Annotated in this window: 9 protein-coding genes and 1 pseudogene; 8 read left to right on the top strand and 2 right to left on the bottom strand. The window is 55.8% G+C overall.

The window, feature by feature from the left end; genetic code table 11:
• Nucleotides 1–118 precede the first annotated feature (118 nt).
• Entirely contained in the window at nucleotides 119–1,312 is a 1,194-nt protein-coding gene (locus GFS31_RS11365; RefSeq protein ID WP_198804939.1) for a serine/threonine-protein kinase, read from the top strand.
• 25 nt (nucleotides 1,313–1,337) lie between these two features.
• Here GFS31_RS11365 and GFS31_RS11360 read toward each other — a convergent pair whose 3' ends face one another.
• Complete coding sequence (locus tag GFS31_RS11360) at nucleotides 1,338–2,165, bottom strand: ABC transporter permease (protein WP_225907391.1); 828 nt, start codon at nucleotides 2,163–2,165, stop codon at nucleotides 1,338–1,340.
• A gap of 363 nt (nucleotides 2,166–2,528) precedes the next feature.
• On the opposite strand from GFS31_RS11360, the gene GFS31_RS11355 reads away from it, so the two are divergent.
• The 3 genes from GFS31_RS11355 to GFS31_RS11345 all read left to right on the top strand — a co-directional run bounded on the left by GFS31_RS11355 (nucleotide 2,529) and on the right by GFS31_RS11345 (nucleotide 5,188).
• Complete coding sequence (locus tag GFS31_RS11355) at nucleotides 2,529–3,050, top strand: NYN domain-containing protein (protein WP_198804938.1); 522 nt, start codon at nucleotides 2,529–2,531, stop codon at nucleotides 3,048–3,050.
• Between the two features lie 47 nt (nucleotides 3,051–3,097).
• Nucleotides 3,098–3,751 carry a ribonuclease III gene (gene rnc / locus GFS31_RS11350; protein WP_198804937.1) on the top strand — a complete coding sequence of 218 codons (654 nt, stop codon included), beginning with the start codon at nucleotides 3,098–3,100 and terminating at the stop codon, nucleotides 3,749–3,751.
• A gap of 72 nt (nucleotides 3,752–3,823) precedes the next feature.
• Nucleotides 3,824–5,188, top strand: a complete 1,365-nt coding sequence (locus GFS31_RS11345) for an FAD-binding oxidoreductase (RefSeq protein ID WP_198804936.1) — start codon at nucleotides 3,824–3,826, stop codon at nucleotides 5,186–5,188.
• 170 nt (nucleotides 5,189–5,358) lie between these two features.
• Here GFS31_RS11345 and GFS31_RS11340 read toward each other — a convergent pair whose 3' ends face one another.
• Nucleotides 5,359–6,009 carry a Uma2 family endonuclease gene (locus GFS31_RS11340; RefSeq protein WP_198804935.1) on the bottom strand — a complete coding sequence of 217 codons (651 nt, stop codon included), beginning with the start codon at nucleotides 6,007–6,009 and terminating at the stop codon, nucleotides 5,359–5,361.
• Between the two features lie 385 nt (nucleotides 6,010–6,394).
• Here GFS31_RS11340 and GFS31_RS11335 point away from each other — a divergent pair, with 385 nt between their 5' ends.
• The 4 genes and pseudogenes from GFS31_RS11335 to GFS31_RS11320 all read left to right on the top strand — a co-directional run bounded on the left by GFS31_RS11335 (nucleotide 6,395) and on the right by GFS31_RS11320 (nucleotide 12,448).
• Nucleotides 6,395–7,720, top strand: coding sequence for a four-carbon acid sugar kinase family protein (locus tag GFS31_RS11335; RefSeq protein ID WP_198804934.1), 1,326 nt, complete (start codon nucleotides 6,395–6,397; stop codon nucleotides 7,718–7,720).
• A gap of 255 nt (nucleotides 7,721–7,975) precedes the next feature.
• Nucleotides 7,976–10,858: an isoleucine--tRNA ligase gene (ileS, locus tag GFS31_RS11330; RefSeq protein ID WP_198804933.1), complete on the top strand. Its 2,883-nt coding sequence runs from the start codon at nucleotides 7,976–7,978 to the stop codon at nucleotides 10,856–10,858.
• A gap of 195 nt (nucleotides 10,859–11,053) precedes the next feature.
• Nucleotides 11,054–11,572, top strand: a complete 519-nt coding sequence (locus GFS31_RS11325; protein ID WP_198804932.1) for a Uma2 family endonuclease — start codon at nucleotides 11,054–11,056, stop codon at nucleotides 11,570–11,572.
• A 79-nt stretch (nucleotides 11,573–11,651) separates the two neighbouring features.
• Nucleotides 11,652–12,448: pseudogene (locus GFS31_RS11320) on the top strand (IS5 family transposase).
• The last annotated feature ends 106 nt before the right edge of the window (nucleotides 12,449–12,554 follow it).

The following is a 12,554-nucleotide window of genomic DNA, read 5'->3' as shown; positions in this document are numbered from 1 at the left end:
CTGTCAAGTCCAAGGCTATCCACCACTGCTGCCCTCGGCGTCCAGAGCGTGAGCCTAAGTGCTGGGGCAACCCCGTTGATAGCTCAACCCATTTCCTGAAAATTCTGCATATGCCAATATGGGTCGCACTACCAACCGTATCAGCCCTACCTCTTCAGCCGCTGAGCCGCCGCCCGCCCAGCCCGGTCATCCCTATGGCGGCCCTAGCGATGACAACGAGGTGAATGCCCTGCGTGATCAGCCCCTCGGTGGGCGCTATCAACTTCTGCGGCAGCTGAGCGCTGGGGGCTTTAGCCACACGTTTTTAGCAGCGGACTTGCACCTGCCCAATCATCCTCGGTGCGTGCTAAAGCAGTTTAGGATGCCGGAGGGCCAAACTGCCGAAACTCAGCTCCAGGCCCGTCAGTTGTTTGATAACGAAGCACGGGTGCTTTACGAACTGGGGAGCCATCCCCAAATCCCTACGCTGCTGGCCCATTTTGAGGAAGATCAGCAGGTGTATTTGGCCCAAGAATACATTGAGGGGAGTCGTCTCAGTCGGCAAATTGAAGCGGGTAAGCCCTGGTCGGAGACGCGGGTACTGCTGCTGTTGCAAGAGGTGCTGGAAATTTTGTCTTTCATCCATCGCCAGCAGGTCATTCACCGGGATATTAAGCCGTCTAACCTCATCCGTCGCCATCGAGACGGCAAGATTGTGCTGATCGACTTTGGGGCGGTGCAACAGGTGCGTACTATTTCCGAAGACGCCACTGCCCCTGGGACGGTTAGCCCTCCCCTCAGCATTGGCACCCAGGGCTATATGCCTCCCGAACAGCGCTCTGGCCAGCCCTGTTTCAGCAGCGATGTCTATGCCGTTGGCATTATGGGGATCCGCGCTCTGACAGGGCTTCATCCCCAAACCCTTGGCACCAGCGCTGGCACCCATGAAATCCACTGGCGACCTTACGCCCCAGGGGTTTCTAGCGGCCTAGCCGAGGTGCTGGATCAGATGGTGCGTAGCGACTTTCGAGATCGCTATGCCAATGCCCAAGCGGCCCTAGACGCCCTGCAACATCTGCCCAACGGATTTAGCGCCTCCATCGCCCACCTCTACCAAACCTGGTACCGAGGCGTTGGCGGTTTGGTGCCCAGCCCCATCTCTGCCCCTGGAGACACCCAACTGGTGCCTGCCGAAACGTCGGAGGCCACGGCTATCGCCATCGCCCAGGAAGACACGGCCCTCTTGCCTGTGGAAAATACCCCTGTGCCCAGTGCTAACGGCCCCAATCCTGGCCCATTGCCTGGTCAAGGGCCGAACCTGAAAGAGGGCTAGCTCATGGGCTGAACGAAGACAACAACTAGTCCTGCTGGGTAGAAAATTGTTGAGCCCCCACCAGAGCCAGGGCCACCGCGACGACGATCAAAACCGGGATGGCGTACCACGGAAACTCGGTCAGGGGCTTGTAGGCGGCGGCTCGTAGACCAATGGTGGTATAGGTCAGCGGCAGTAAGTAAACAATGGCCTTGAGGGCGGGAGGCAGCATGGTGGGGTCAAAAAAGGTGCCGCCCAGGAAGGACATGGGCACAATCAAAAAGTTATTGAACAGCCCCACACTTTCTAAGGACTTCACATTCAGGCCCACAATCACCCCCAACCCTGCAAACACCGCGCAATTCAGCACTACCAGCAGCAAAAACAAGGGGTTTACAAAGCTCCAGATTCGCCCGGTAAACAGCACCGCCACCAAAATCACAGAACTCGCGGTCATCATCCCGCGCACAATCCCCGCCAACATTTTGCCCAGGTGCAGCGCCAGGGGATGCACCGGGTACAGCAGCATTTCCTCAAAGGTTTTGGTGAACAGCCGATCCCCACAAATGGAAAACGTGGTGCCGCCAAAGCTAATCACCATCGACGACAGGGCCACCATCCCCGGCAGAATGAACTCCAAGTAGTTGTCCCCCGCTGGCGGCGTAGACACCTGATCGATGGCGCTGCCCAGCCCCAAGCCAAAGGCCAAAATATAAATCAGCGGCGACACCAACCCCGACGACGCCACCTGGGGAATCCGCACCCGTAAATCCAGCCAGTCTCCCCAAAACACCGTCAGCGTATCGGCCCACAGGGTTTTGAGCGGCAATGAAGGAGCAGTCTGCTGACGAGGACGGGTGAGGGTATCAGTCACGGCACAAGGATTGAAATATTCCTTAATAATTGTACGGCAATTCTCGCAAGGCCATGCCATCTTGCCGACAAATGACGCTTTAGGTCTTGACGCCCCAAGGTCAACTGGGCTAATCTCGATTTAAGTTCTGCGTTCCAAAACGTTTAGTGCTGCTGGTCAGCTAGTTTTACACAGCTGCCTTGTCCTTGCCTCATAGCAAAAACTATTTAGCAAGGATAAGGCGGCTATGTAAAGATAGTTGCTCTGATAAAGAGTCTTAAAGTAATACAATAAGGCTCTTTATCAGGGTAGTAATTTTATCAGTCATCTCTGACAATAAAAGGGCGTAGAGCCGTTCCTTCTATCTTTTAAGGAGGCTCTATCATGAGTGCTCAAGTTATTTCAATTCAGCGTAATTGTTCTACGGTAGCTGTAGCTGTTGATGGTCAAAATATTGATCTCCTGAAAAATGGCGACGCTATCTTGAAGATTGCCTCAACCTTTGGAACCGTCTCGATTCGGTGGGCTTACCATGACTGGCGGAAGTGGAAGCTTAACCGTCAAAAAACGATACAAAATCAGGGTTGGCAATGCCTTGATGTAGCGGATCGATCTAAAAATGGATTAGATCGCTTCATGATGGCTGACTGTAGGCAGCTTTGCGCTTCTCACCCGCCTAGTATTTTAGTGCTGGCCACGAATGACGGAGACTTTGCCCCCTTGGTGAAAGAATTACTGGCTCAGAGAATCAAGGTTATCGTCATTGGACGACGAAACGACATGAGCAAGCAGTTAAGGCAACTGCTACCCAAGGGCATTGTCTACATCGAAGACCTTAAAAAAAATGCCCTTAGCAAGCTAGAAATAGCCTTAGGGAAAACCATCCTGTCCTTGGCTTGGTCTTGATAGACTAACCAAGGATACGACTTTCTATCACCGTTTGAAAAAGAACTATGAAACTACCTGAATTTAAGAACCAAAAACTCCTTCAGCAAGCTCTCACCCATAGTTCCTATGCCAGGGAACATGGAGTGCCTGACAACGAAAGACTCGAATTTCTAGGCGACAGCGTCATTGAATTTGTGGCGCGAGACTTGCTATTTGAAAAATACCCCAATATGGATGAAGGCGAGATGTCAAAGCGATGTGATCAACTCGTTGATCAACGTCAGCTTGCGGCCATTGCGGTGGATTTAGGAATACCTGACCTGTTGCGATTGGGATATGGTGCCCAGCATGAGCGCAATAATCCTAGTGTGCAATCTGATGCCTTTGAAGCGTTGATAGGAGCCTATCGGTTAGATGCTGGAATCCAGGCGGCTTACGATTATGCCAAGGTCATTTTTAGTCCGCTAGTAGATCAGGTGACGTCGTTGCCTCCTGGCGATCCAGTGAGTGCTTTTCAGGAATTTGTGCAGGCTAATTTTGGTGGACTGCCCGAATATCGAGAACTAAGCTCAACTGGTCCTGACAATGCTAAAACCTTTGAAATTGGAGTGTATGTAAATGATCAATGCTGTGGCATAGGTCAAGGGCGTAGCAAAAAAGATGCGCGTAAACAAGCGGCTTGGGAAGCGCTACGGCACCTTCAGGGAAATAGGCCATAGCAGCGGTATTTTCTAGCGTTTCATCATCAAGCTACCTACACTAAAAGAGTTGTTTTTGATCAAGCCAGCCCTATGACCACCGTCAGCGCTCCATCGTCCATCAACTGGGATACCTTTGCCAGTTCCTTCGGTGAGATTGAGGTGGTGCGGGAGCCGGGGCAGGTCGAGAAATTATCGAAGGACTACTACCACTTTAGTCCCGTGCTTCAGCAGCAGTTGGCGGGCTATTGGGCCGATTTAGTGGTGCGCCCTAAGAATGAAGCCGAGGTCATCCAGGTGGCCCAGCGCTGTGTGGTGGAGCGGGTGCCGCTGACGGTGCGGGGGGCGGGCACGGGTAACTATGGCCAATGCATCCCGTTGGCGGGTGGGGTAGTGCTGGATCTCAGCGCCATGAACCAGGTGAAGTGGGTAAAGCCGGGGGTGGCCTGTGTAGAACCAGGGGCTAAACTTGCAGCCATTGACCGGGCAGCGCGGGAAACAGGCTGGGAACTGCGGATGGCCCCTTCTACCTACCGGACGGCCACCATGGGCGGATTCATTGCCGGGGGCAGCGGCGGCATGGGGTCAATTACCTACGGCCAACTGCGGGATCGCGGCAACCTGAATGCGGTGCGGGTGGTGACGATGGAGGATCAACCTCGCGTCATCGAACTGCGGGGCGATGCGGTGCAGCAGGTGAACCACGCCTACGGCACCAACGGCATCATCACCGAGCTGGAAATTCCCCTAGGGCCAGCCTACCCCTGGGCTGAGGCCATTGTGGTGTTCGACGACTTTATGACGGCGGCGCGATTTGGCCAGGTGTTGGGCGAATCGGACGGACTGATGAAAAAGCTGATCACCGTGTTTGCATGGCCCGTGCCGAGCTATTTTGGCGCACTTCAGCCGTACCTTCCAGGGGGCAAGGCAGCGGCCTTTGTCATGGTGGCCGAGTCTTCCTGGGAAGCGTTTGGCGAACTGGTGCGGGAATTTGGCGGCACGGTGACTTATCAAAAATCGGCCCAGGATGCCAGTAAAGGAACGCTGCTGGTGGAATTTACCTGGAACCACACCACCCTCCATGCCCGCAGTGTGGATCCCAGCCTCACCTATTTACAAACGCTGTTTCCCTACGATGCGGATCTGAAGTCCGTCGAACATTTCTATCGGTACTTTGGCGATGAGGTGTTGATGCACCTGGAATTTCTGCGCGTGGGGGGGCGGGTGTGTCCGGCAGCACTGCAATTAGTGCGCTACACCACCGAGGATCGCCTCAACGAGATCATCCGCTACCACGAGGATAACGGGGCGTTTATCGCCAATCCCCACACCTACTTACTGGAAGATGGCGGCATGAAGCAGGTAGATCACACCCAGGTCAACTTTAAGGCCCAGGTGGATCCCTACGGCCTACTCAACCCCGGCAAAATGCGCGGCTGGCTAGAACGGCAGGCATGACAGCACCGTAGGCTGGGCAATTCCCCCCTGGTCATTCCTTTGAAAATCGGAGCGATACGAACCCATTTGCCTAAAACTATCTAACGGCTCAAATCAGCAGTAGCAGATAATCTAGAACTCAGCACCAGCAGTTTTTGACCGTCCGCTGCGTTGGGGTTGTTATGCCGCCGTTACCTATGAGCCCTTAAAACTTGTTCAGCCGTTAGTCTCAACTCTGGGAAGGTTGGAGAGACGATCATCTCGCTGCCTCGAAGCTGATGAATTTCATACTCTCCATCCACTAGCGTACAAATAGAAAGGGTCGGCTGTTTGGGTTTCCCAATGTGTCGGGTTCCCCCCAGCCCCGCGTAGTCAGCAATCCAATACTCTGAGATACCTAAAGCTGCATAGTCTTCAACCTTGCGAGCATAATCATTTTGCCAGTTGCTACTCACAACCTCTGCCACAAATTTAATCGAACGGCCTAGCGTCAGAATTGACTGTTCAGACCAAAATGGTTCTTTAATCAATTCATCTCGATCAACAACGGCAACATCAGGTCGAAACGCTGTCATGCCTGCATTAGAGGGACGCAATAGTCCTCGTTGAAGAACAAACCAAGGCAAACCTGTCCTCTCAATCTGGACACAAATTTTTGTGGTTACGAAGGCGGCAACTTCCTCATGCTGACCTGTTGGTTCCAAGTCAAACACCTCGCCATCAATCAACTCATAACGGTTATCGCCACCAGACTGGGTCAGGAATTCGTCAAAGCTAAGCGGCTTTTGTTGTGTTAGCTGGGCGTTCGGCTGTGCCGTCCCCGAGGGAATCGCAAGAGCCATGGGTCAACTTAGCCTAATCAACACCTTCAGTCTACCAGATTGAATTTTTGCTAAATTCACAATCGAATCCTTCACCCAAGCCACTGCTTGATCAAGTTCGGGATGCCATTCGGATAAAGCCCTACACTTACTGCACGGAGCAGACTTATGGGCGGTGGGATCGGTCATTAGTTCGGTGCGGGCCAATCCATCGCGTAAGCTGCCAACGGTTTTGACCAAGGACGAGTAGGGGGAATGGGGATCGCCAATGGCAGGGGGCGATCCCCCTATGACTTCCTAAATTGAACCAGGTGTTTCGGGCTTGGCGGTGGATACCCCAATGCGGGATAGTAGTATTTAATGCATTTTCGCTATTTTTGCTCCCCACATATCGAGGCCAGCGGTGATGGCTCAGCCCAAAATTATTGTTCTAGACGACGACCCCACCGGATCCCAGACAGTACATAGCTGTCTATTGTTGATGCGGTGGGATGTGGAGACTCTGCGCCAGGGGTTGCGGGACGAGTCCCCCATTTTCTTTGTGCTGACCAACACCCGCGCCCTCAGCCCCGCCGCCGCCGAGGCTGTGACCCGCGAGGTGTGTCAAAACCTGAAGCAGGCCATCGCCCTAGAGGGGGTGCAGGAGTTTTTGGTGATCAGCCGTTCTGATTCCACCCTGCGCGGCCACTACCCCATCGAAACCGACGTGATGGCGGCGGAACTGGGGCCGTTTGATGCTCACTTTTTGGTGCCTGCCTTTTTTGAGGGAGGCCGCATCACCCGCGACAGTCGCCACTATTTAATGGTGAATGGCGAACCCGTGCCCGTCCACGAAACCGAGTTTGCCAAGGATTCCGTCTTTGGCTACAGCACCAGCTACCTACCGGACTACGTGGCCGAAAAGACCGATGGCGGCATTGTGGCCCAAGATGTGGAGCGCTTTACCCTGGCCGATGTGCGCGGCGGTTGCCTAGATCGGCTAATGGCCCTAAAGGGCAATGTCTGCGGCGTGGTAGATGGCGAAGGGCAGGCCGACCTGGATCGCTTTGCCCAGGATTTGCTTGCCGCCGCTGCCCAAGGGAAACGGTTTTTGTTCCGCAGTGCCGCCAGCATTCTCACGGCCCTCGCTGCCCTGCCGCCCCAGCCCATCGACGCCGACCACATGGCTTCCTACGTGCGAGACGGCAAGCCGGGGGCAATTATTGTAGGCTCCCACGTTAAAAAAACTACGGAACAGTTGGAGCATCTGCTGCAAGCTCCCGGTGTGGTGGGGCTAGAGGTGGATGTGGCCGAACTGCGCGACAGCGACGAAGACGCCCGCGAAATCTTGCTGTTCAACCTGATCAAACAGATCACCACCGCCCACCGCGACGGTCTCACCCCCGTGGTCTACACCAGCCGTCAGGAACTTACCTTCGCCACAGTCCAAGCCCGTCTAGACTTTGGCCTGGAGGTCTCCCGCTTGCTGATGGACGTGATTCAAAAACTGCCCTTGGATATCGGATTCTTAATCAGTAAGGGCGGCATCACCTCCAACGACACCCTTAGCACGGGCCTTGCTCTGACCACGGCGCGGCTGTTGGGCCAAATTTTGCCGGGGGTTTCTGTCGTGCGAACTCCGGCGGATCATCCCCAGTTTCCTGACCTGCCTGTGGTGTTGTTTCCTGGCAACGTGGGCGATGCTACGGCCTTGGCTACCGCCTATCAGCGCCTTGCTAGATCCGATGACTAGCCTAGGCGATGGATCATTGACCCGTTGTGCAGGGGCTAGTCGATGGCCAAGACGGCCCGGTGCAGCAGGGAGCAACCGTGACCAATGGGAAGCGCCATTTTGCCCTATCTCAGCGGATTTCGCCGCCGCAATTACCCATAACCTGGCCTAATGTATAGAAATACCCCGAACAGGTTTGGCTAATCCTAGACATGTTCCGGGGGCCAAATCTGCGATCATGGTTAAGATTTGTCCTTCATCTTTAAATCTGCGGCTGTGACAGACCCTAAAAGCTACAAAGAAACCGTTCTGCTGCCCCAAACCCGCTTTGATATGCGGGCCAACGCCACGAAGCGCGAGCCGGAAATTCAAGCCTTTTGGGCGGCGGAACAGATTTATGAAACCCTGTCTACCCAAAACCCCGGTGAGGTGTTTGTGCTGCACGATGGGCCGCCCTACGCCAACGGCGACCTGCACATTGGCCACGCCCTGAACAAGATCCTGAAGGACACGATTAATAAGTACCAACTGCTGAAGGGCCGCAAGGTGCGCTACGTCCCCGGATGGGACTGCCACGGTCTACCCATCGAGCTAAAGGTGCTGCAAGCGATGGACGACGAGGCGCGGGCCAAGCTTACCCCCATCAAGCTACGCTACAAGGCGCGGGATTTTGCCCTCAAAACCATCGAACGGCAGCGGGAAGGCTTTAAGCGCTACGGCGTGTGGGGCAACTGGGATGAACCCTACAAAACCCTCACCCCAGAGTACGAAGCAGCGCAAATTGAAGTGTTTGGCCAGATGTTCCTCAAGGGTTACATCTATCGTGGGCTGAAATCCGTCCACTGGAGCCCCAGTTCCCAAACGGCCCTGGCGGAGGCGGAACTGGAATATCCCGAAGGCCACACCTCCCCCAGTATCTATGCCGCCTTCCCGATGGTGAGTGCGTCTGCCGATGCCCGATCTGCCCTGGAACCCTACCTAAGTCAGCTAGGCGTGGCAATCTGGACGACGACCCCCTGGACAATTCCGGCCAACCTGGGCGTGGCGGTGAACGCCGACCTCACCTATGCCGTGGTGGAGGTGGCCTCCGGCGAGCCGTTCCAGTACCTGATCATCGCCAAAGACCTAGTGGAGCGCATGACCCAGGTGTTGGGGTCTGATCTGGTCGTCAAGTCAGAAATCAAGGGGGCGGCGCTAGAGCAGTCCACCTATCGTCATCCCCTGTTCGACCGGGAAAGCCCAATCCTGATCGGCGGCGACTATGTGACCACGGAATCTGGTACCGGACTCGTCCATACCGCCCCCGGCCACGGGGACGAAGACTTCCGGGTGGGTCAGCGCTACGGGTTGCCGATTCTTTGCCCGGTGGATGAAAAGGGCGACATGACCGAAGAGGCTGGCCCCTTTGCCGGGTTGAACGTGCTGAAGAATGCCAACCCAGCGGTGATCAAAGCCCTGGAAGAGGCGGGTTCGCTGCTGAAGCATGAGCCCTACGTCCACAAATATCCCTACGACTGGCGCACCAAAAAGCCCACCATCTACCGCGCCACCGAGCAGTGGTTTGCGTCGGTTGAGGGCTTCCGGGACGAGGCACTGAAGGCGATCCAGGAAGTGCAGTGGATTCCTGCCACCGGGGAAAATCGGATCACCGCCATGGTGGCCGACCGTTCCGACTGGTGCATTTCCCGTCAGCGCACCTGGGGCGTGCCGATTCCGGTGTTCTACGACGAGGAAACCGGGGAACCCCTGATCAACGCCGACACCCTGGCCCATATCAAGGCCCTCTTTGCCGAAAAAGGGTCTGATGCCTGGTGGGAGCTTTCTGAGTCTGATCTGCTGCCCGAACCCTACCGCAGCAACGGGCATACCTACCGCAAGGGCACCGACACCATGGATGTGTGGTTCGATTCCGGCTCCTCCTGGGCGGCGGTGGCCCAACAGCGGGAAGAACTAAAATACCCCGTGGAAATGTACCTAGAAGGCTCCGACCAACACCGGGGCTGGTTCCAGAGCAGCCTGCTCACCAGTGTGGCGGTGAATGGCCACGCCCCCTACAAAACGGTGCTGACCCACGGCTTCACCCTAGACGAGCAAGGCCGAAAGATGAGCAAGTCCGTGGGCAACGTGGTCGATCCCTACGTGGTGATCAACGGCGGCAAAAACCAGAAGCAGGAGCCGCCCTACGGAGCCGATGTGCTGCGGCTGTGGGTGTCCTCGGTGGATTATTCCTCCGACGTGCCCCTGGGCAGCAACATCCTCAAGCAAATGGCGGACGTGTACCGCAAAATCCGCAATACGTCCCGGTTCCTGCTGGGCAACCTGCACGACTTCGACCCCGCCAAGGATGCCGTCCCCTACGACCAACTGCCGGAACTGGATCGCTACATGCTGCACCGCATGACCGAGGTGTTCGCCGACATCACCGATGCCTTCGAGACCTTCCAGTTCTTCCGCTTCTTCCAAACCGTGCAGAACTTCTGCGTGGTCGATCTGTCCAACTTCTACCTCGATGTGGCCAAGGATCGGCTGTACATCAGCGCGGCGGATTCCCAGCGGCGGCGCAGTTGCCAAACCGTGCTGGCCGTCGCCATTGAAGCCCTAGCCAAGGCCATTGCCCCAGTGCTCTCCCACATGGCCGAAGACATCTGGCAAAATCTGCCCTACCCCACCGAGCACAAATCCGTGTTCCAATCCGGCTGGGTCAAGCTCGATCCCCAGTGGTCGCAACCCAGCCTGGTAGACCGCTGGAGCCAACTCCGCACCATCCGCCAGGAAGTGAACAAAGTCCTAGAACAGGCCCGTACCGCCAAGGATATTGGTTCTTCGCTAGAAGCTAAAGTGCTGCTATACGTGGCCGATGCAGACCTGCGAAAAACGCTGATCAGCCTCAACCCCGACGATGCTGTTGCCCCTGGGAATAACCACGTCGATGAACTGCGCTACCTGTTCCTGGTCTCCCAGGTGGAGGTGCTGGACTCCGCCGAGCCACTAGCTGGGCTGAAGTACCGCAGCGAATCCGACTCCCTGGGCGTTGGCGTGGTGGATGCCGATGGCCAAAAGTGCGACCGCTGCTGGAATTACTCTACCCATGTGGGCGAATCCGCCGAAGACCCGACGATTTGCGACCGCTGCGTGGAGGCTCTAGCGGGGACGTTCTAGATTGCTGGCCCTCACCCCCAACCCCTCTCCCCAAGGGAGAGGGGGGCCGGAAAAGCTGCTAATGCCGCCATCTCAAAGCTCAGGCGCAGATCGGATTTCTCTGGTCTGCGTCTTTTGCGATTGGGCTGCTGATGTCCAAACTCTCCCCATTTCCTACAATCGTTCTATGACTGCTCAGTTCCAGGAGTCTTCTCCATGACTCAGACTTCATCGTCGCTGATCCTTGGCGTTGACGAATTTCTCGCCCGCTACGGCGATAACCCCCGCTACGAACTGGCCGACGGAGAACTGATTGAGAGGTCACCCACTGGCTCTCACGAAACCACTGCCGGAAAAATCGCCGCCAGCCAGCTCAGCATTGAAATGGATCGCCAGGGTCATCCGTGGGTGATTCCTCACACCTGTCTGCTGCGCCCGTTTGCAGATGTTGCGACGGCTCGCCGCCCAGATGTAGTGGTGCTTGACGAGTTGGCCTTGGCCCATGAGCCGCTGTGGGAACGAGAACCTGTGATTACCCTGGGCACTTCGGTAAAGCTGGTGGTGGAGGTGGTGAGCACCAATTGGGAAACGGACTATGCCCGCAAAGTGGAAGAATATGCCCTGTTTGGCATCCCAGAATATTGGATTGTGGACTATCGGGGTTTGGGTGGGCGGGTGTTTATTGGCAGCCCTAAGCAGCCTACGTTTAGAGGATATTTGGAAAGTAGCAATTAGCACACAGCGACCCGAATCGCAGAAAAGGCTTCCTCGGTATTAGGCTCAGAGTAACAATCACTGTAGCCTCGTGGAAGCTATGCCATCAGCTTATTCCAGCCACCTGACCCATGACCAGTGGGAACTACTCGTCCCGTTGCTCCCTGGCCCAAACGCCACGGGACGGCCTCGCACGGTTGACCGATACGATACGCGGTGGTCAATGCCATTCTGTATGTCCTAGCGACGGGCTGTGCCTGGTCGCTGTTACCCCAGGACTTTCCGCCCTATTCCACGGTCTACTACTATTTTCGACAATGGAAACACGACGGCACCTGGAAGCGGGTGCATGACCATTTGGTGGACTGGGTGCGGGTGTCCGAAGACCGATTTCCCACCCCCAGTGCCGGAGCCCTAGACTCTCAGACGGTGCCCAGTGCGGTGATGGTGAGCCAATCGGTGGGCTATGACGGGGGCCAGAAAATCAAGGGTCGCAAGCGTTTTACCCTAGTCGATACGATGGGGCTTTTGATATCGGTGAAGGTGGTCGCCGCCAGTGTCCCGGAGCGAGAAGGAGCTAAACAACTCCTTCAAACCGTCCAAGATGAGCGGCAACGTCTGCCTCGTCTGAGCCTAATCTGGGTCGATAGCGGATTTTCGGGCAAACACTTCTTCAAAACCGTGATTGACTGGATGGCTATCGTGTTGGAGGTGGTGCTACGCCCCAAAACCGCCAAGGGCTTTGTCCTGTTACCCCGACGGTGGGTGGTGGAGCGCACCTATGGGTGGCTCCATTGGTGTCGCCGCCTCAATGTCGATTACGAGCGCTTGCCCGAATCCTCGGAGGCGTTCATTCACATCGCCATGATTCGTATCATGCTACGGAGACTCGCCTGAAGCGTTGCATATCCCGTCTCCGGGTTTCCAAATATCCTCTCAAACCTATGAGGTAAAGATCTAATGCAATGAGATCGGGGCTGAAATCGATAACATGGCGGTCAGA

The sequence above is a fragment of the Leptolyngbya sp. BL0902 genome, assembly GCF_016403105.1.
Classification (GTDB): domain Bacteria; phylum Cyanobacteriota; class Cyanobacteriia; order Phormidesmidales; family Phormidesmidaceae; genus Nodosilinea.
This window is presented reverse-complemented; position numbering and strand designations above follow the sequence as displayed.